Source organism: Synechococcus sp. PROS-9-1, assembly GCF_014279775.1.
GTDB lineage: Bacteria > Cyanobacteriota > Cyanobacteriia > PCC-6307 > Cyanobiaceae > Synechococcus_C.
Genome location: NZ_CP047961.1, coordinates 943,583 through 964,149, shown reverse-complemented (window position 1 = coordinate 964,149; position 20,567 = coordinate 943,583). Strand labels below are relative to the sequence as shown.

The window sequence follows — 20,567 nt, the reverse complement described above, 5'->3', positions numbered from 1 at the left end:
GATGAACTCAGCCTATGGGGCCAGGCGCGGATGTAACACGAAATGCAGATCTCAAGCAAAGCGACAAACACACCCGTAGGCTTCTTTACATTGCTCAGATGCGCTGATGTTTACACAGGTCCGTTCCGCTGATCGTCGGATTGTTCCTGCTGAGAACAACAATCATCAATCGGTCATGAAGGCCGTCTACGTCGTTCTTGAACCGCAATATCAAAGTGCGTTAACGCAAGCAGCGATCAGTCTCAATGCTCAAGACGGTCCCATTGGGATTGAACTCTGCGGATATCTCATCGAGGAACTTCGTAATGAAAATAATTATGCAGATTTTCAAAAAGACATAGCTGAGACCGACGTTTTTATTGGATCCCTTATTTTCATTGAAGATCTTGCCCAAAAAGTTGTTGATGCAGTCAGTCCTCACCGCGATCGACTGAAGGCAGCAGTCATCTTCCCCTCGATGCCGGAGGTGATGCGCCTCAACAAGTTAGGCACTTTCTCAATGGCTCAACTCGGCCAGAGCAAAAGCGCGATTGCCGGCTTTATGAAAAAGCGAAAAGAAGCGGGTGGTGCCGGTTTTCAGGACGCCATGCTCAAACTCTTGAACACACTTCCAACAGTGCTCAAGTATCTGCCTGTCGAGAAAGCGCAAGATGCTCGCAGCTTCATGCTGAGTTTCCAATATTGGTTGGGTGGCACTCCAGACAATCTGCGAAATTTTCTGTTGATGCTGGCCGATAAATATGTTTTTCCCGCATCAGAAGGGAGTGATCGTCCTGATTTAGATGTTGCAGATCCAGAAGTCTTTCCTGATTTAGGAATTTGGCATCCACTGGCACCTCAAATGTTTGAGGATTTAAAGGAATACTTGAATTGGACGGCAAGTCGCCCAGACCTCAACGACAAAGCTCGCCAGGGTCCAATGATTGGTCTCGTGCTTCAACGCAGTCACATCGTGACCGGAGACGACGCCCATTACGTGGCAACCATCCAAGAACTTGAATTCCGTGGTGCACGCGTCATCCCGATCTTCTGCGGAGGTCTTGATTTCTCAAAACCAGTCAATGCGTTTTTCTACGACCCGCTCAATTCAGAGCAGCCTTTGGTGGACAGCATTGTCTCTCTTACAGGTTTTGCCTTGGTTGGCGGTCCAGCACGTCAGGACCATCCCAAGGCTGTTGAGTCGCTGAAAAAGCTCAATAGGCCTTACATGGTTGCCCTGCCATTGGTCTTTCAAACCACACAGGAATGGGAAAAAAGTGATCTAGGCCTTCATCCAGTGCAAGTAGCACTGCAAATCGCGATTCCAGAATTAGATGGCGCAATTGAACCAATTGTTTTGTCTGGGCGAGATGACGCCACGGGCAAAGCCCACACTCTTCAAGATCGCATTGATGCGATTGCTGAGAGAGCGATCCGCTGGTCATCCCTACGCCTGAAACCAAGGGCAGAGAAAAAACTCGCGATTACCGTTTTCAGCTTTCCCCCAGACAAGGGAAATGTGGGAACAGCAGCGTATCTGAATGTTTTCGACTCGATTCACAGGGTTCTGGAAGAGATGAAGGCCAAGGGATACGACGTGCAGAACATGCCACGTGATGCCAAGGCACTCATGGAGACAGTGATCAATGATCCCGAAGCCCTTCAAGGTTCACCAGAACTCTCGATCGCTCATCGAATGAGCGTTGAAGAGTATGAGCGGTTAACACCCTATTCCGAACGATTAGAAGAGAACTGGGGAAAACCACCAGGTAATTTAAACAGTGATGGGCAAAATTTATTGATTTATGGACGTCATTTTGGAAATATCTTTGTAGGCATTCAACCAACTTTTGGTTATGAAGGTGATCCGATGCGCCTTTTATACTCACGCAGCGCAAGTCCCCATCATGGTTTTGCGGCTTATTACACCTACGTAGAGAAAGTTTGGGGGGCAGATGCTGTGCTCCACTTCGGCACGCATGGTTCTCTTGAATTTATGCCCGGTAAGCAAATGGGTATGAGTGAAACCTGTTATCCAGACTCCCTAATCGGAGCCTTGCCTAACCTCTATTACTACGCAGCTAATAATCCATCGGAAGCAACAATCGCAAAACGTCGGGGGTATGCATCCACAATTAGCTACCTCACACCCCCAGCCGAAAATGCTGGTCTCTACAAAGGACTTAAGGAGCTTGGTGAGTTGGTAGGTTCCTATCAACAACTTAGAGAAAGTGGTCGGGGAGTTCAGATCGTGAATGCGATCGTAGAAACCGCACGCTTGTGCAATCTTGATAAAGACGTCACACTTCCGGACGATGATTCGTCTGATTTAACCCTCGAAGATCGCGACGCCATTGTTGGGGCCATTTATCGCCAATTGATGGAAATTGAAAGTCGTCTGCTTCCTTGCGGCCTGCATACCATCGGCAAGCCACCCACAGCAGAAGAAGCGATTGCAACGCTGGTGAGTATTGCAGCTTTAGAGCGTGAAGATGACGGCCTTCGTTCCTTACCTGGACTGCTCGCTGAATCCCTCGGCCGCAAGATCGAAGACATCTACAAGGGCAACGACGATGGTGTTCTTGAAGATGTGGAACTCAATCGCACGATCACAGAAGTTTCACGCGCAGCTGTGGGATCGATGGTGCGGTCACTCACAGGTGGTGATGGTCGGGTCAATATGCGCGAAAACTTGGGTTGGTTCCTGGGTCTGATCTCTCGCTTTGGATTCAAAGTGCCAACGCCTTGGTTCAGAGCCTGTTCTGCTGCTGGTTTCACGAGTGTCGACAGCACTGCGCTTGATACCCTCTTTACCTATTTGCGTTTCTGCCTCCAACAAATCTGCGCAGATATGGAAATGGAGAGCCTCTTAAGGGCTCTGGATGGCGAATACATTCTCCCTGGCCCCGGAGGAGACCCAATCAGGAATCCAGGCGTTCTGCCAAGTGGCAAAAATATTCACGCTCTTGATCCTCAAGCGATTCCTACCAGAGCAGCAGTGGCTGCAGCCAAAATTGTTGTCGACAAATTGATCGAACGACAGAGAGAGGAACAGGGCGATTGGCCTGAAACCATCGCTTGCGTGCTCTGGGGAACAGACAACATCAAAACCTACGGAGAGTCACTCGCACAGATCCTTTGGTTCATAGGAGTTCGCCCCGTTCCCGACTCCTTAGGCAGGGTCAACAAGCTAGAACTCATTCCCCTTGAAGAACTGGGGAGGCCAAGGATCGATGTTGTTGTGAATTGTTCAGGTGTATTCCGAGATTTATTTATCAATCAGATGGCCCTGATTGATCAAGGTGTGAAAATGGCCGCCGAATCTGAGGAAGCCATTGAACAGAACTATGTTCGGAAACATGCTCTTGAACAAGCAGAAAAAGAAGGAACAAGTCTTCGTGATGCTGCTTGCCGTGTGTTTTCCAATGCAAGCGGTAGCTACAGCTCTAATGTAAACCTCGCCGTTGAAAACAGTAGTTGGGAAGAGGAAGGTGAACTTCAGGAGATGTATCTCTCACGTAAAACATTTGCCTTTAATGCCGACAACCCCGGCGAAATGGATCAAAAGCGTGAGGTCTTTGAATCAGTCATGAAGACAGCAGACGTAACATTCCAAAATCTCGACTCCGCTGAGATTTCTCTCACCGACGTTAGTCATTACTTTGACAGCGACCCCACCAAGCTGATTCAGGGACTTCGCGATGATGGGAAATCACCAACGAGCTACATCGCAGACACGACAACGGCGAATGCTCAGGTTCGCTCCTTAAGTGAAACGATTCGACTTGACTCACGTACCAAACTGCTCAATCCGAAGTGGTACGAAGGCATGCTTGATTCGGGTTATGAGGGTGTACGAGAAGTTGCAAAACGCTTGAACTTTACCCTTGGATGGAGCGCCACCAGTGGTTCTGTTGACAACTTTGTATACGAAGAAGCCAATGAAACATTCATCAATGATCCAGAGATGCGCAAACGGTTACTGGAGCTGAATCCTCACAGCTTCAGGCGCATTGTTGGAACCTTACTTGAAGTAAATGGACGTGGATACTGGGAAACATCTGACGAAAACATCCAACAACTTCAAGAGCTCTATCAAGAGGTTGAGGATCGGATTGAAGGCGTTACATCACAGGGATGATCAATATCTATTTGCAGCATCATCGATGAACTATAGAAACAAGAAATGGGCTTGAAACATATTGCTTGAATCAATGAATAGACGCTAAATCAAAATTAATTTCCAAAACCATATACATAACATTAAAATTATCATCAATGATCCTAATTGCGGAGTTAATTAATTCCCTGATTTACGGTGCTACCTGCTTGCAATGACATAGTTCATTGAGACTTGCACGCCCAGTCATACGCAAACGCTGCGAGGCCCAAAGTGCATAGATACGATCAATCAAGGTTCCAATGAAAGGCCATTGGGTTGGGGCATAGATCCAACCAAGTCCAACGCAGCGATAAGCCTCTCGGAACACAGCCACATCCTGAAGAATCTCTCCGTCAGCTCGAATGGCATGAATGCGTGCCATCGCTTCTCTATAACCAATCCCCTTCCATTGGGAAGGCTCGTATGTGTCCTGATCGATATCGACAAAAGCAAGCCTTCCATGAAGATCACGGCCTTTCAAAAACTTGACTTCACGAAGACACAGCGGACAAGCTCCGTCATACAAAAGAGTGAGACTGGGTTCACTCATCATCGACACTTGGGAATAGAGAGCTGTTCTAGCGATCTGAACCCATGGCTGAGGCCATCGTCACCACTTGATGAATAGGTCCTACGTCGTGCACACGCAAGACAGCGACGCCAGCATCGACTGCCCGAGCACAGACAGCTGCCGTACCCCAAAGACGGGCACGAGCTCTTGGTTCATCCAGTACAGCTCCGATAAAACGTTTGCGCGAAGGCCCCAGCAACAGAGGAATCCCTTCAGCCACAAGGGTGTTGAGCTGCTGCAGAAGGGTGAGATTTTGGGCCGTTGTTTTAGCAAAGCCAAGGCCTGGATCCCAGAGCAGCTGGTCACGATGCACACCCGTCTCGACAGCTCGATCTGTTGCTGCCCGTAATTCGTCCAAAACCCCCTGCACAACTCCCTGTTCCCCGTATTCAGTACAGCGATCCATCGTTCGGCTAGTACCGCGACTGTGCATCAGCACAAACGGGCAGCCGGCACGTGCAATCAAAGGAAACATCTCTGAATCACGTCGTCCACCGCTGACATCGTTAATCCAATCAGCACCAGCCTCAAGAGCCTGGTTAGCGACCGCAGCCAGAAAGGTATCGACCGAGATCACAATCTTGGGGTGCGCTGCACGAATGGCGCTCAGCGTCGGCAACAGGCGTTTGAGTTCCTCATCTGCTCCCACTTCAAAAGCGTTTGGCCTCGTGCTTTGGGCTCCCAGATCCAGACAATCAGCCCCAGAGGCAATCTGACGCGATGCCTCAGCCATTGCCCGATCGACTTGATTGAATTGACCACCATCGCTAAAGGAATCGGGAGTGAGATTGATCACTCCCATCACTGCAGTGCGCGTGCCCCAATCCTTCGGCCAGCGCATCAAACGTCAGCTCTTGATGTAGTTCGCGATCCGCCCAAACCCTTCAGGGTCCAGGGAGGCTCCACCGACCAACACCCCATCGATATCGCTCATTCCCATCAACTGATCAATATTGGCTGGCTTCACCGAGCCCCCGTATTGAATGATCAAATCTGGGGAACCAACCCAGCTACGAATCAATCCGCAAATGCGATTAGCTTCACTCGCTTCACACGTTTTGCCGGTACCAATCGCCCAGATCGGCTCATAGGCCACAACCAGCTGGCTGGGGTCTAGACCTTCTAAGCCCTGTTCAACTTGACGACGGATGACCCGCTCAGCCTCACCCCGGCTGCGCTGCTCGTCGCTTTCACCAACACAAACAATGGGAATCAATCCATTGGTTTGGGCTGATCGAGCCCGGTGATTGATCTGTTCATCACTCTCACTGAAGTACTTGCGAGGCTCGCTATGGCCAACGATCGCGTACTCAACGTTGTGCTCCTTGAGCATGCTCGGAGAAATCTCAGCGGTGTACGCACCCTCTCCCTCCCAGTGCACGTTCTGGCTGGAGAGTTCAAGGCGGGTGCCATGGCTCAGTTCAGCAAGTGTGCTGATGGCAGTGAACGGTGGAGCCACCACCAAATGCCGATCATCGGGCAGCTCTGCAATCAGAGGAAGAAACATGCCCATCCAGTCCCTGGCTTGCGCACAGGTCATGTGCATTTTCCAGTTGCCAGCAATCACCGGTTTGCGCACGCTTCCGTCCTCTGCAGCTCAGCAGCTGACAACTTAAGGCCCAGCCTGAAGAGAATCCGAAACTTCGGCGGAGTCGACACCCATTTGGACGCAATCGCCGGCTTTCAGTTGACGGCCACGCCGTTGCTCTAGATCACCGTTGACGAACACGTCCCCCCCCTGGATCCTCAACTTGGCTTCTCCGCCCGTCGCCACCCAGCCCATCCATTTAAGGAATTGATCAAGTCTCATTCCTGCACCAATCAGTCCAATCGCCATTGATAGTCTGACCTGATGCTGAAGCCATCAGAAGCGGGATTCCGCAGGTTGATTCCACTGCTGCGACCTCACAGGCAGCTCCTGACGATGGGCACTCTCTGCATGCTGGTTTTTGTTAGCAGCCAGTTGGTGTTGATGCGGCTGATGGGCCGACTGTTGCCCGATGTGGGATCGGGCGATCTAAAGCGCATCCTGCCGGTCATCGGTCTGGTTCTGTTGGTGTTCGCGATCCAAAAACTTGCTCAATTTGGCCAAGACTCCCTGCTTGCAGGGCCTGCTTTACAAGTCAGCCAGTCGCTGAGAAGAGACCTGTTTCAACGGCTTCAGAAGGTGCAGCTCGGTGCCTTGGAAAAAATGTCGTCTGGAGATCTCACCTATCGGCTCACGGAAGATGCTGATCGTGTGAGCGAGGTGATTTACAAAACACTCCACGACAGCATCCCAAGTGCTCTGCAGTTGGTGGCTGTACTTGGCTACATGCTTTGGCTTGACTGGAAATTAACGCTCGCAATCCTGCTACTCGCACCCTTTGTTGCCTGGCTGATCAGCCTGTTTGGAGCGAGAGTAATGATCGCCACAGAACGAAGTCAAAAAAAGGTCAGTGAGCTGGCAGGTTTACTCGGAGAGGCCATTGAAGGGCTCCCTCTCGTACGCGCCTTTGCCGCAGAACCCTGGCTAGAGAGCCGTTTTGAACAAGAAATCGATCAGCACCGGCAAGCTCGCTACAACACCTATCGGCTTGTTGCTCTTCAACATCCCGTGGTCGGGATCATTGAGGTGCTCGGTTTCGCCACAGTCCTGGTCTTAGCAGCGATCAGGATCAGTACCGGGGATCTTGCCGTCCCAGAGCTGATCACCTATCTCACTGGCCTGGTGCTGCTGATTGATCCGATCGCGCATGTCACGGCGAATTACAACGAATTTCAGCAGGGACAATCCTCACTTCGCCGTCTGCGTGAAATCGAAAAGGAACCCTCGGAACCGGCAGATACGGTCCCATCGATTCCCCTTGGTCGCCTACGGGGAGATTTGAATTTCAATCAAGTCGAATTCGCTTACACACCAGGACAACCCGTTCTTCAAGACTTCAATCTCTCGATCAAAGCCGGACAAGTTGTGGCCCTCGTGGGACCTTCAGGGGCTGGGAAGACAACGCTATTTTCTCTGCTGCTTCGATTTAATCGCGTTAACAAAGGAGAACTTCTTTTTGATGACAAGGATCTAAGCCAGGTCAGCGCGCGCGACCTGAGGCAACAAGTTGCTTTAGTACCGCAACGCAGCAGTGTCTTTTCTGGAACGATCGCAGAAGCGATTCGATTTGGACGTCACGCCACCCAGGAACAACTCCAACAAGCCGCAAAGCTGGCAAACGCCCATGACTTCATCATCCGTCTCCCGGACGGCTACAACACCCTTCTTCAAGAGCGAGGTACCAATGTTTCAGGGGGACAGCTCCAGCGCATTGCCATTGCCAGAGCAGTGCTGGGTAATCCCGCAGTGATGCTGTTGGATGAAGCCACCAGTGCCCTCGATGCAGAGGCGGAGGCCGCCGTTCAAGTTGGGCTCAAGCAAGCCATGCTTGGCCGAACAGTGATTGTGATTGCCCATCGCTTGGCAACTGTTCAGGAAGCTGACCTCATTGTTGTTCTCGAACATGGCCGGATTAGCCAACAGGGCAGCCATGACCATCTGATGAGTCAGGGAGGCAGATATAGAGAACTCTGCGAACGACAATTCATCCGCGTCAACGAATGAATGGTTTCAAACAACGCACCAGCTCATAAGATCCTTTCGTTTGCTATCGATCGATGTCCAGCTCTTCCGTTTCCCAAGACCAGAATCCAATTCTGACCTTTGAAGGGAAACGCTACGACCTCAATAAACTCCCGGATGATCTGAAGGAGCTCGTTAGAGGAATGCAGGTTGCGGACGCCCAACTACGCATGCATGAGGACACTCTCAAAGTGCTAGCAGTAGGACGGCAGTCGATGGCCATGCAGCTCAACGAGCGCCTAAAAGAAGTTAACCCTCTTCCTGAGAACGATTGAAGTTGTAGTCGCTGGTGAGCTTAAAAATCACTGGCGACAACAGAAGCAAAGACACAAGATTTGGTAATGCCATCAGGCCATTCAGGGTGTCAGCGACACCCCAAACAACACCACGATCTCCTGCAACTGAGCCGATCACAACAACGGCAACCCAAACAAAGCGGAAGGGCTTAATCGCCCTTTCGCCAAACAAGAATTCGGTGCAACGTTCTCCGTAGAAACTCCAACCAAGAACAGTGGTGAAGGCAAACACCACAAGGCCAGCAGTGACGACCCATCCGGCACCATTCAAGCTTGTGTTGAATGCCAAGATCGAGAGGTTGGCGCCGGACTCACCGCCGCCATAAACACCGCTGGTAATAATCACCAATGCCGTCAACGTGCAGAGGATCAAGGTATCGATCACGGTGCCCAACATCGCCACGGTGCCTTGACGGACTGGATCATTCGTTTTGGCAGCCGCATGGGCAATCGGTGCACTACCTAAACCCGCTTCGTTGGAAAAAATGCCTCGCTTAAATCCCATCAGGACCACCTGTCCTACCGCTCCACCTACAGCAGCTTCTCCACTAAAAGCATTCGAGAAGATCGTTCCGAAGGCAGCAGGTACATCAACAATATTGACCCCTAAAACAACAATGCACGCGAGGATATATAGGATTGTCATGGCTGGAACCAAGGCTGAGGCTGCTTGAGATATCCGATCAATACCACCAATAATCACAGCAAAAACAAGAACACCAAGAACCAATCCAGTCACCAACCTGGGGATACCAAAGGCTTCCAAAGCACTGGAGACTTCAAAACACTGAACACCGTTACCAATCCCAAAGCCAGCAAGCATTCCAAACGTGGCAAACAAGACAGCAAGCCATTGCCAGTTCTTACCTAGACCATTGCGGATGTAATACATCGGACCACCCACGTGGTTTCCAAGCGCGTCGACTTCGCGATATTTCACAGCCAACACAGCTTCGCCATATTTGGTGGCGATACCAAACACAGCGATCACCCACATCCAAAACACAGCCCCTGGTCCACCTACAGCGATGGCTCCAGCAACACCGGCGATGTTGCCGGTACCGATCGTGGCAGAAAGAGATGTCATCAACGCTCCGAAAGGAGAGATATCTCCTTCTTCAGAGGAAGTAGACCTGGTAGCCAGCACTCGAACGCCAAAATCTAAGCGCTGCAATGGCATTAAGCGCAGGCCAAACATCAAAAGGATGCCCGTCGCAGCGATCAAGATGACCATCGGCCATCCCCAAACGATCCCATTAATAGGATCGTTGACTGCGGAAATAAGTGATTCCATCCATCAACTGAAACTCAGCTGATGGTGCCACACTTCAAGCGCTTGTCAGGTCAATAAAACGAAAAGTCTGCTCACTAGCAGGGGAATCAGCGCAAGCATCCGTACGAATTATGCGCTCGCTCAGCACCCAAGCGCCACCCTCAGAGACGGGTGCAAAGGTGTCAGTAAAGCGATTCATTCCTCCGCGCAGCTCTCCACTGGCTGGATCAGCGTATTGACTCGTGTATGAATGGCTGAGATAGCCATCTCCAGTGTCGGTCGTGCTTTCGGTGTGAATGCTTACCACCGTTCCATGAATGTGACGATGGACCATCGTCACAACATCATTTTTAATCCTGTACTTATCACCTTGGCCCTTACCGCCAATAATGACTTCAAGACCCTCATCGGTGCAATCACCGGCGGTAAATGTATTTTCAGAATGGGTCTGTTCGAATGTGCGACGCACACGATGAATGCAAACTTCCCACAACTGTGAAGCAAATGCCTTTTCAACTTCAGCGTCGGAGACGCCCTCAACCTTGGCTTTTAAATCAGCGCCAACACTGAAAGTTCCTTCAACAGAGCGATCACCTTGTAGCCAGATGCAGCGACCTGAATATCCAGCAAATCCTGGATCCCAGGTGTAACGGTTTTGATAAGCAGCACGAAAAGCATCCCGGCAATCGCTGCCTGGAGCAATCACTGTCGCAGAGGTCGTGGTCAAGAGACTAAAAGCAAGCTTTTAAAACCCTACTGGCCAGCAAGCGATGAATGGACGTCTTGCAAAGCATGAATCACGATTGTTCGAGTTTGCAAGGCCTCAATGGCCTCAACAGCAGCACGAGCACCAGCCAATGTGGTGAGGGTGGTCACGGAATAGTCGAGAGCGGCCCTCCGTAAATAGCGATCATCGTGAGCAGCTTGGCGTCCAATTGGAGTGTTGATCACAAGCTGCACATCCCCTGAACGAATGAGGTCTTCGATGTTGGGCCGTCCTTCATGCACCTTGAGAACAGACTCAACCTCCAAGCCTTGATCACGCAGTGCCTTAGCCGTTCCAGACGTAGCAATCAATTTGAAGCCCAATCCGATCAACTGGCGCGCTACAGGCACCAAATCCGTCTTATCGCGATCATGCGTTGAAAGAAAAACAGTTCCAGACGTTGGAAGCGCTTCACCTGCCGCTAGTTCTGCCTTGGCAAAAGCCATGCCGAAATCGGATGCAGAACCCATCACTTCACCAGTTGAGCGCATCTCCGGACCCAGAAGAGAATCGGCCCCAGGAAAACGTCGGAAGGGGAGCACTGCTTCTTTGACGGACTGCAAAGGAGGAACAGGTTCTGTGAGCAGACCAACCTGGCTCAACGTTTCACCCGTCATCAGGCGGGTTGCTAAACGGGCCAATGGAACACCCGTTGCTTTTGCCACAAAGGGAACAGTTCGAGAAGCACGAGGATTGGCTTCGATGATGAACACCTTCTCTTCCCCATCGACAGCCCGTTGAACGGCGAATTGCAAATTAATTAATCCTTGAACTTTCAATGTGGTCGCTAACGCCTCACTCCAATGCCGAATAAGGGCTAAAGCCTCTTCACTTAGAGAAATGGAAGGCAAGCAACACGCTGAATCTCCGGAGTGAATTCCTGCAGGTTCTATGTGTTCCATCAAGCCACCAATCACAACCGTGCCCTCATGATCACAAAGGGCATCAACATCAACCTCAACAGCATTTTCCAGATATTGATCAATGAGCACAGGATGATCAGGCTCAACTTGAACAGCTTCTTTCATATAGCGATTGAGCTCGGCCTCGTCGTACACAACTTCCATGGCGCGCCCACCCAAGACGTAAGAGGGACGAACAACAACGGGATAGCCAACGTTGCCTGCGATCGACCGTGCTTCAACTTCACTTCGAGCCAGACCATTGCGAGGTTGACGAATCTCCAGTTTCCGAAGAATGGCCTCAAACTGTTCCCGATCTTCCGCAAGATCAATTGATTCTGGTGAGGTCCCCCAAATTTGAGTTCCCGTAGAACGTCCTTGCGGTGTGGAGAGCCAATTCAAAAGAGGCAATGCAAGCTTGAGAGGTGTTTGCCCACCGAATTGAACAATCACTCCATTCGGGCGCTCTGCCTCAATCACATTCAGCACATCCTCGAGTGTTAGGGGCTCGAAATAAAGACGGTCACTGCTGTCGTAATCCGTAGAGACCGTCTCGGGGTTGCTGTTTAACATCACTGTCGCAAAACCCTGTTCCTGCGCGGAAAAGGAGGCATGGCAACAACAGTAATCAAATTCAATACCCTGCCCAATTCGATTAGGTCCACCACCCAAAATCATCAACTTGGGCCTCGTTTCAATGGCAACCTCAGTGGATGGAGCCATGGCTTGAAGTTGCCCATCTGACTTCAAACGAAGAAGCGGACGTTCATAGGTTGAGTAGTGATAGGGAGTGGAGGAAGCAAATTCAGCAGCACAGGTATCGACTGTTTTGAACACAGGCGTCACACCCAACTGATCCCTGCGCTCTCTCACATTCAGTTCTTTGCTATCAACAAACCAAGCTATTTGCCTATCTGAATACCCCAGAGACTTAAGTTTAAACAGCATTGGCTCATCAAGATCTTCCAAACTGCGCCCATTTAAAAGCTCAGACTCAACATCAATTAATCCCCTTAACTTTGCAAGGAACCAAGGATCAATATGGCTTAATTCATGAATATGGGCATCAGTCATTCCTGACAGCATGGCGCTGCGGACAGCCAAAATTCGATCGGGAGAAGGTGTCCTTAGTGAACGTTCAAGATCAGTTTTTGAACACGAGGGCTCCGGACGGTCACCCCCCCAGCCAGACAGGCCAGTTTCCAGCGATCGCAATGCTTTCTGAAACGACTCTTCGAAACAACGACCGATGGCCATCGCCTCACCAACCGACTTCATCGCTGTGGTCAGAACAGCGGGAGATCCACGGAACTTTTCAAACGCAAAACGAGGTACTTTCGTGACCACGTAGTCAATGGTGGGCTCAAAACAAGCTGGTGTCTTGCCAGTGATGTCGTTGACGATCTCATCGAGGGTGTATCCAATGGCCAACCTCGCAGCGATCTTGGCAATGGGAAATCCAGTGGCCTTACTCGCCAATGCAGAGGAGCGACTCACCCTTGGATTCATTTCAATCACCACCACTTCGCCGTCAGCAGGATTGATGGCGAACTGGATATTGCTTCCACCCGTAGCCACACCAATCTCACGAATAATCGCGATCGATTGATCTCGAAGTCTTTGGTATTCCCGATCTGTGAGCGTTTGAGCCGGTGCAACGGTGATCGAGTCACCGGTATGGACCCCCATTGGATCCAAATTCTCAATGCTGCAAACAATCACGACGTTGTCTGCCAAATCACGCATCACCTCAAGCTCAAACTCCTTCCAACCGAGCAAAGATTTCTCAATCAGGATCTGAGAGACAGGACTGGCATCAAGACCCGTCTTGCAAATGGCGATGAACTCCTCGGGGTTGTAAGCGATCCCTCCACCACTACCGCCGAGTGTGAAGGCAGGTCGAATGATGCGTGGATAGCTGCTGATCGAGGCACCAACCGATTCAGCTTCTTCCAAATTGGAGGCGATTCCTGACGGGCAAACGTGAACGCCAATGCGTTCCATCGCCTGCTTGAACAATTTCCGGTCTTCAGCTTTTTGAATCGCTTTGAGATCAGCGCCGATCAGTTCGACGCCAAACCGATCCAGGGTTCCATTTTCGGCAAGCGCAACCGCCAGGTTGAGGGCGGTCTGCCCTCCCATCGTTGGGAGCAAGGCATCGGGCCGCTCAAGTTCAATCACTTGAGTGACAACGTCTGGCGTGAGCGGCTCGACATACGTGCGATCCGCCATTTCCGGATCCGTCATGATCGAGGCCGGATTTGAGTTGATTAGGATCACCTCATACCCCTCCGCCCTCAAGGCTTTACAAGCCTGAGTTCCTGAATAGTCGAACTCGCAGGCCTGTCCGATCACAATCGGTCCGGAACCCAACAGGAGGATGCGACGAAGATCGTTCCGCCTGGGCATGGGCCTTCAATACAGCCAAACCAGCCAATACTCCCATGTGGAGCCCTTGAAAGATTTCATCACCAACCTTTCCGGTCGGTTGGTCGCTAGCGTTAGTTGAAAGGAGTCCTTAAACCACCATGAGTGAGCTCCAGCGACTGAAAGGGTTGCTGCCACCAGAGATGCAGAGCTGGGTATTCGTAGAAGCTGCTGCTGCTGTGGAACCTGCTTTGATCACTCTTGAAGAGATCGGCAGAGATGAGGTCGAGATTCAGGTGGATCTTGATCTGTGGGATAGCTTTGCTCTTGATCACAGAAACCTGCTGTTTTGGCACGAGGTCGGTCGGATCCAAAACGACACGATTCCTAGGGATGGTTGGGAAATGGCTGCTCTAGCCATCGGCCTGGGCGGTGCGATTGGTGAGCTTTGGGTCCAAGACGGTCTGCTCTTGTTTATGGCCCTGGGCTTGTCTGGGTTTGCTGGCTATCGCCTCTATCTCAAAAACAATGCCGAGAAGCGTCTCCGTGATGCGATCTCAGCGGACGAGCGGGCGATTGATCTGGCCTGCCGCTTTGGCTACAGCGTTCCGAACTCGTACAAAAGCTTGGGTGGCGCTCTGAAGGAATTAGTGGAACAGACACGCAAAAAGAAAAAGAGGAGCTTTTACGAGGATCGGCTTGAAGCACTCCGCAAAAGTGCAGGCAAAGCAAGGGCAGAGATGGCTCAGCAACAGGGCTCCAATCAATCTGTTACCAGCGAGAATGTCTATGGATAGTGAACAGCTGGCTGAACTTGCAGCGGATGCTTGCGACGATCGCAAGGGTGTCGATATTCAGCTGATTCGCGTTGATGAGGTCTCAAGCCTTGCCGATTGGTTGGTGATTGCAGGCGGTCAGAGCGACGTTCAGGTCAAGGCAATGGCCAGATCGGTTGAAGACCGTCTGGAAGAAGAGGCCAAACGACTCCCCTTACGCAAAGAAGGGATGAACGAAGGGCGCTGGGCCCTGCTCGATTACGGCGAATTGATTGTGCACATCCTGCAATCGCACGAACGCAGTTATTACGACTTGGAAGCGTTCTGGAGTCACGGTGAACGCCGTCCCCATCTAGCGTCCGAGACATCAGTAGGCCTCTGACACCTGTTCATATGGCTGCGACAATCCCCTGTCCTGTTCCTCCCGATCAACGTCCTCAGGAAGAGTTCACCCAGTTGAGCCAATCTTGGTTTTTTGCCTGGCCGCGTCATCGACAAATCGATTTAGACAAGGCGTTGCTCTTGAGTTGGCTTCTGATCGCTCCTCTCACCGTGCTGATTGCGAGCGGTAGTTGGAGCTTGAGACATGATTCAATTCGGCTCGTGCTGGCAGGTGCTGTTTCGGGGCTTGTTTTACCGATGCTGTTATTGGTACGCCAATGGCTGGGTTGGAGCTATGTCCACAAGCGTCTACTTTCTGAGCGCGTGGAATACGAAGAATCTGGTTGGTATGACGGGCAAGTTTGGGAAAAACCTTTGTCCTGGCGCGAGCGAGATCTACTGCTTGCCCAACATGAAGTTCGCCCGATCCTGGGACGGCTCGGAAGAGCCATGGCTACAACAACCGGGCTAATTCTTGGTGGAGCCAGCATCTGTCAGGCTCTCTCATTTCGCTGACATTCCTTTGCTAACACTCCCTCTATGACAGTTCCTCCTGGCTACGGCAGATCGTCCAGAAATTCAGGCTGCCCCGCTTTTGAGGTTGTGCTGAAAAGAGGTTCATCGGTGGAATCAATCCATCGCGTGCATGCCGTTGTCTGTGATTCAAAAGGAAGAATCCTGATGAAGGCAGGACGACCTGATCATGAAACCTTTGTGAGATCAGCACTCAAGCCTTTTCAAGCCTTGCCTGCACTCAGCAGCGGCGCCTCTGGAAGCTATGACTTTGGCGATCGAGGTTTGGCGATTTGTTGTTCCTCCCATGCCGGAACTGCTGAACATGCCAGGGAAGCATTCCGAGTGCTTTGGAACGCCCAACTTGAAACGGACTCTCTCCAGTGCCCAATCCCCGCATGGGGTCACAGTCCGCTGGAGCACAATTGCTCCGGCAAACATGCTGCATTCCTTGCCACATCACGAAAAATGGGGTGGCCCTTGGAGAGCTATCTCCAAGGTGATCATCCACTGCAGCAAGAGATCAATCGACGCGTCGGAGAATTCCTCGGATTACCTGCTGAGGAACTAGTCGCAGAGCGCGATGATTGTGGTGCGCCCACCCTGCTGTTGCAGCTCTCCCAGATGGCCTTGCTCTATGCCCATCTCGGCTCTTCAACCCATGCTGAGCTGGAGCAAATCAGCAGAGCCATGCTCGCCCACCCCAAGCTTGTTGCCGGAGAAGGCCGATTCGACACCGAGCTCATGTCCCGCTCACATAAGCAGGTGATCAGCAAAGGTGGTGCCGAAGGCGTTCAGTGTCTCAGCAGAACAGGAGATGGCTTAGGAGTGGCGATCAAGGTGGAAGATGGCTCTCGCCGTGCGAAACAGGCAGTAGCACTCCATCTACTGCGACAACTTGATTGGATTACTCAGGGGAGCTTGGACGAACTGGAAGACAAGATGTTGATCATCGGTCCAGGAGTCCGACTCGAAGTGAATGGAGAACTGCGAGCGTGAACGCTCACAATTCCTGTGGGTGCGAACCCCAAGTTGTATAGTTTTTCAAGTCGACGCGGGGTAGAGCAGTCTGGTAGCTCGTCGGGCTCATAACCCGAAGGTCGGGAGTTCAAATCTCCCCCCCGCCACCAAATCAAAAGCCCCTCTTGATGAGGGGTTTTTTAATGCTTGAATCTCTAAGCACCTTGAGAATCAAAGAATGATGTCCATCCTTGCATCTTGAACCATCAGCATTTTTCAACATTCAAAAAAGAGTTAAGTACAAAATAATTTCACAAAAAATCACAACTTTAAAGCAAGAAAAAGCTAAAAAATATCGCTCCTAGATCATCATTTGCTCAAAACTAGACACTATATAAGCCGGTTGGTTACATACGAATCTTCTCCAAATAGGGGCTTAACGGACCAATCTTCTGCTTAATTCGCAATCAATATCAGAATTCAAGACAGAAAAGATCTTCAACGGTTGTATCGAGACATCCACTCCAATCACACGCTCAGTGGACGAAGAGGGACACTAAGTAGAGGTCATTGCTGAAGCTGTGCCGCTGAAACCCTTCGAAGCCATCGTGATCGGTTCAGGTGCAACCGGTGGTGTGGCCGCCCAAACGCTTGCTGAAGCAGGAGTTCGCGTTTTGGTGGTGGAAACAGGCCCAGACCTGAGCGCTCACGCCGCCCTGGGGAGCGAACCGATCAACAGCATGCGACGCGTCCGTGGCCTTCTCAGCGGTCAGCACCGACAACAGGCTCAGCATCCCGGTTATTGGAAACACAATCCACTTCTCTATGCCGATGAGCGGCGCTATCCCTACTCCACACCAAAAGATCAACCTTTTCTGTGGACACAAGGGCGCCAAGTTGGAGGCAGGAGTTTGACCTGGGGTGGAATCACCCTGCGACTCTCTGATCTGGAATTTAAGGCTGCAGAGAGGGATGGCCACGGTCACTCTTGGCCTATTTCCCATCACGATCTAGATCCGCATTATTCCGCTCTGGAACGGCAATTTGCCGTTCATGGCAACAGAGATGGACTCGCGCAACTCCCAGATGGTTGCACCACTGCACCCCTGAGTTTCACCCCAGAGGAACAACAGCTGGCTGCTGCCCTCCAGGACACAGCAGACATCGAGATGATTCACTCACGCGGTTTTTCAGCGCATCAACCGTCCGCTGAGTGTCCATGGCCGCCATCGAGCAGTCCTGGCAGCAGTCTCAAAACGGCACTCTCCACTGGACGAGTGGAGGTGCTGTCAGGGCACCTGGCAGAACGTCTGCTGATGAACCGTGATCAAAGTCGCGCTCGCGGAGTCGTTGTCATCGATCAACGCAAAGGGGAGCGAATTGAGCTCGAGGCACCGCTGGTGGTTCTCTGTGCTTCCACCATTGCCTCTCTGCGATTTCTATTGATCTCAGAACGCTCAGCGACGGAAGGAGGCTTTCAAGATCCCTCAGCAAGCCTTGGGCATCACTTGATGGATCACGTTTCAACCTGCCGCTTCTTTCAAGTGCCAAGCAGGAGTGGACGTCACTCCCTCCAAGATCTAGATCCCACCAGCCAGTTGTCAGGGGCAGGAAGTTTTTTCCTTCCCTTTGGAAGTCTTCCACCACAACGCGCTGGAGCTCTTCCGTTTTCAAGAGGATATGGACTTTGGGGTGCGATCAATCGCTTTGATCCACCCTGGTGGTTAAAAAGAAATCCCGACTGCCGTTTGGGTTTTCTGATTGGCCATGGGGAAGTGCTTCCCTCCGCTCAGAACAGGGTCAGCTTGTCGGAAACAGTGGATCGCTGGGGAGTTCCCATCCCTCATATCAGCTGCCGATGGGGAGCGAACGAAACAGCGATGGTGGCTCACATGCACTCGATAATGGCTGAAGCCATTGCCCTAGGGGGAGGGGAGATTCAACCCCTAACCGATCTGGTCAAGATGCCGCTGATCGAACCCATTGTTGGAAACATGGAAGCGATGAAAGCAGGTGCGCCGCCGCCTGGCTATTACGTGCATGAGCTGGGTGGAGCTCCGATGGGCAACGATGAAAACAACAGTGTTGTGGATGCCTGGAATCGCCTCTGGCGCTGTCCGAACGTGTTGGTCGTTGATGGCTCATGTTGGACCACTTCAGCGTGGCAAAGCCCAACCTTGACAATGATGGCAATTACGAGGAGAGCTTGCCTGCAGGCGCTCAAACCTGAGAACGCCTAAAAAGATCGTCGAGATAACGCTCAGTGACGGCTCGATCGGTACAACCGTTTTGAACTAAAAATTGAGCAATGGCAGAACTAAGCAGTCGATATTGATCCCAACAGGGATTTAATCCGATGAAATCTTTCATTCCGCGATAAAGCACTTCGGGGATTTCTGCTTCCATGCTCACCAATGAAATTCCTACTTCACTGTGTGATTCAGCAACGGGCGTATCGCAATGCTCTAGGGGATATCGATCCATGGAGTGGGGGAAATCCTCAAGCGGGGCTCGCCACCTAGAAAGACACATGAAGGGGGTAGCCGTCAAAGCCGAAGGAATCAGGTCAACCAGAGGGAGACGCAGATGAGAATCATTCCAGCCCAGTAGGTCTGGAGATCATGCAGCGCTTCTTTGAAACTCGATACTGGAATCGAGCATGGTGTCAAGTTCGATTTAGGCAAAAACCGAAAAACCACAGCCCCTCAGCAACGACCAAGGATCCAGTGAAAAGTCCGTGGAAAACATGGCAAATTCTGTGGAAAACGCGGGAATCATAAGCTTGATCCTTGATTGATTAGCCTCGCTTATAGCTTCAAGTCTCTTTGGACTTGCATGAGACGAATTCATCAAGAATCTGAGTGAGAGAGGCAGTTGTTCAGGGTTCAGGGCCATCCGTCTTCGAATCCGCACTGCGACCACGAAGGGTGCTGGGACCTAAAGGATGCTCTGCATGCGGGTAGGGGTGATGCCCATGGTCATGGGCATGATCTCCATGCGTGTGAGGCTCATGCCCACCCCCCAGTGGAATGGGTACACCATCGGGCTGACAGGCCCCGGTGCATTCGAGCTCACACAGATCGCAGCCATCGGTCAAACCCTCCACATGGTGATGGTGACTGGCCTGGGCTAGGCCTACCTCAGTTTCAAAACCCAGCACCTGTGCTCTGTATTTACAGAGCGAACAATTCATCGCTGTCTCACCACCCAGCACTTCATCCACCCGCTCTACAAACGTGTCTTGAACCCTTGCGTGGTCTCCGAGATAGGAGGCATGCAGAAATTCAACTTCGGGGTGATCGTTGGCGACCCGTTCACTGTGCTGGCGGATCCTGGTCACAAGAACACCAGAAAACAGGAAATAGGGGAACACGATGATGCGCTTAAAACCAAGGCGCACCACATGCCGCAGCCCTGGCTCCACCAGCGGGAACGTGACGCCGGAATACACGGTTTCGCCCCAGCCGAAGCCAAAACCTTCCACCAACATTCGGGCAACCTTCGCGACGTTGGAATTGGCATCGGGATCCGATGACCCCCGTCCAACAACCACCAACATGGTTTCAGATAAAGGAACCTCTGAATTGGCGTCCAAGGCCTCTTGAATCCGAGCGCCTGCCGCTGCAATCATTAATCGATCAACTCCGAGTTCTCGGCCGTAATCGATCTCCAAACCGGTTTCAGCGCTGTAGGTGTTCAGCACGGACGGGATGTCATTTTTGGCATGGCCTGCCGCAAACAACATGGCTGGAATCGCCAGCACCCGCTCCACCCCTTGCTCTCTTAAGCGATCCAAACCATCCCTAAGGATTGGTTTGGCAAATTCCAAAAACCCGTGTTCAACAGGAATAGGACTCATACGCCGGCGCAGACCGATCGCGAGACGTTCAAATTCCTCAACCGCTAAGCGATTCCTGCTGCCATGGCCACAAATTAAAATCCCATAGGGCGATGGTTGCGACGCTCTCGGATCTGAACTCACTCGGTTCGTTCCACTCCCACGACACTATC

At 51.5% G+C, this 20,567-nt stretch carries 17 protein-coding genes and 1 tRNA gene; 9 read left to right on the top strand and 9 right to left on the bottom strand.

The window, feature by feature from the left end; translation table 11 throughout:
- Positions 1-106 precede the first annotated feature (106 nt).
- The gene (locus tag SynPROS91_RS05135) at positions 107-4,120 is read left to right on the top strand and encodes a magnesium chelatase subunit H (protein ID WP_186518973.1); all 4,014 of its coding nucleotides are present in this window, start codon (positions 107-109) and stop codon (positions 4,118-4,120) included.
- Positions 4,121-4,292: 172 nt separating this feature from the next.
- Here the strand turns inward: SynPROS91_RS05135 and SynPROS91_RS05130 are convergent, their stop codons facing one another.
- From SynPROS91_RS05130 to SynPROS91_RS05115, 4 genes are read right to left on the bottom strand one after another with little or no spacing between them, the layout of a single operon-like run.
- Complete coding sequence (locus SynPROS91_RS05130) at positions 4,293-4,694, bottom strand: thiol-disulfide oxidoreductase DCC family protein (protein WP_186518971.1); 402 nt, start codon at positions 4,692-4,694, stop codon at positions 4,293-4,295.
- A gap of 25 nt (positions 4,695-4,719) precedes the next feature.
- A complete protein-coding gene (folP, locus tag SynPROS91_RS05125; protein ID WP_186518969.1) occupies positions 4,720-5,553 on the bottom strand; it encodes a dihydropteroate synthase in 834 nt (277 codons plus the stop codon).
- 6 nt (positions 5,554-5,559) lie between these two features.
- A complete protein-coding gene (gene tpiA / locus SynPROS91_RS05120; protein WP_186518967.1) occupies positions 5,560-6,291 on the bottom strand; it encodes a triose-phosphate isomerase in 732 nt (243 codons plus the stop codon).
- 33 nt (positions 6,292-6,324) lie between these two features.
- Positions 6,325-6,549, bottom strand: coding sequence for an RNA-binding S4 domain-containing protein (locus SynPROS91_RS05115; protein WP_186518965.1), 225 nt, complete (start codon positions 6,547-6,549; stop codon positions 6,325-6,327).
- 15 nt (positions 6,550-6,564) lie between these two features.
- Here SynPROS91_RS05115 and SynPROS91_RS05110 point away from each other — a divergent pair, with 15 nt between their 5' ends.
- Positions 6,565-8,304: an ABC transporter ATP-binding protein gene (locus tag SynPROS91_RS05110; protein WP_186518963.1), complete on the top strand. Its 1,740-nt coding sequence runs from the start codon at positions 6,565-6,567 to the stop codon at positions 8,302-8,304.
- Positions 8,305-8,357: 53 nt separating this feature from the next.
- Positions 8,358-8,597, top strand: coding sequence for a DUF6447 family protein (locus SynPROS91_RS05105; protein ID WP_186518961.1), 240 nt, complete (start codon positions 8,358-8,360; stop codon positions 8,595-8,597).
- Here SynPROS91_RS05105 and SynPROS91_RS05100 read toward each other — a convergent pair.
- From SynPROS91_RS05100 to carB, 3 genes are read right to left on the bottom strand one after another with little or no spacing between them, the layout of a single operon-like run.
- Positions 8,572-9,912 (bottom strand): sodium:alanine symporter family protein, encoded by a 1,341-nt coding sequence (locus SynPROS91_RS05100; protein ID WP_186518959.1) that lies wholly within the window; start codon positions 9,910-9,912, stop codon positions 8,572-8,574. The genes SynPROS91_RS05105 and SynPROS91_RS05100 overlap by 26 nt on opposite strands.
- Before the next feature lie 34 nt (positions 9,913-9,946).
- Complete coding sequence (locus tag SynPROS91_RS05095) at positions 9,947-10,618, bottom strand: DUF3386 domain-containing protein (RefSeq protein WP_186518957.1); 672 nt, start codon at positions 10,616-10,618, stop codon at positions 9,947-9,949.
- A gap of 26 nt (positions 10,619-10,644) precedes the next feature.
- The gene (gene carB, locus SynPROS91_RS05090) at positions 10,645-13,968 is read right to left on the bottom strand and encodes a carbamoyl-phosphate synthase large subunit (RefSeq protein WP_186518955.1); all 3,324 of its coding nucleotides are present in this window, start codon (positions 13,966-13,968) and stop codon (positions 10,645-10,647) included.
- 119 nt (positions 13,969-14,087) lie between these two features.
- Here carB and SynPROS91_RS05085 point away from each other — a divergent pair, with 119 nt between their 5' ends.
- The 6 genes from SynPROS91_RS05085 to SynPROS91_RS05060 all read left to right on the top strand — a co-directional run bounded on the left by SynPROS91_RS05085 (position 14,088) and on the right by SynPROS91_RS05060 (position 18,796).
- Positions 14,088-14,723 carry a DUF3318 domain-containing protein gene (locus SynPROS91_RS05085; RefSeq protein ID WP_186518953.1) on the top strand — a complete coding sequence of 212 codons (636 nt, stop codon included), beginning with the start codon at positions 14,088-14,090 and terminating at the stop codon, positions 14,721-14,723.
- On the top strand, positions 14,716-15,084 hold the full coding sequence (rsfS, locus tag SynPROS91_RS05080) for a ribosome silencing factor (protein ID WP_186519485.1): 369 nt from the start codon (positions 14,716-14,718) through the stop codon (positions 15,082-15,084). Before SynPROS91_RS05085 ends, rsfS begins: the two co-directional genes overlap by 8 nt.
- Positions 15,085-15,095: 11 nt before the next feature.
- Complete coding sequence (locus SynPROS91_RS05075; RefSeq protein WP_186518952.1) at positions 15,096-15,599, top strand: CGLD27 family protein; 504 nt, start codon at positions 15,096-15,098, stop codon at positions 15,597-15,599.
- A gap of 24 nt (positions 15,600-15,623) precedes the next feature.
- Positions 15,624-16,595, top strand: coding sequence for an asparaginase (locus SynPROS91_RS05070; protein WP_186518950.1), 972 nt, complete (start codon positions 15,624-15,626; stop codon positions 16,593-16,595).
- A 54-nt stretch (positions 16,596-16,649) separates the two neighbouring features.
- Positions 16,650-16,726, top strand: a tRNA-Met gene (locus SynPROS91_RS05065).
- Positions 16,727-17,137: 411 nt separating this feature from the next.
- Positions 17,138-18,796 (top strand): GMC oxidoreductase, encoded by a 1,659-nt coding sequence (locus tag SynPROS91_RS05060; RefSeq protein ID WP_186518948.1) that lies wholly within the window; start codon positions 17,138-17,140, stop codon positions 18,794-18,796.
- Here SynPROS91_RS05060 and SynPROS91_RS05055 read toward each other — a convergent pair.
- Together SynPROS91_RS05055 and SynPROS91_RS05050 are read right to left on the bottom strand one after the other, a co-directional pair.
- Entirely contained in the window at positions 18,777-19,040 is a 264-nt protein-coding gene (locus tag SynPROS91_RS05055) for a DUF2811 domain-containing protein (RefSeq protein ID WP_186518946.1), read from the bottom strand. The two genes, SynPROS91_RS05060 and SynPROS91_RS05055, sit on opposite strands and share 20 nt — an antisense overlap.
- A 394-nt stretch (positions 19,041-19,434) precedes the next feature.
- Positions 19,435-20,538: a sirohydrochlorin chelatase gene (locus SynPROS91_RS05050; RefSeq protein WP_186518944.1), complete on the bottom strand. Its 1,104-nt coding sequence runs from the start codon at positions 20,536-20,538 to the stop codon at positions 19,435-19,437.
- Between the last annotated feature and the right edge of the window lie 29 nt (positions 20,539-20,567).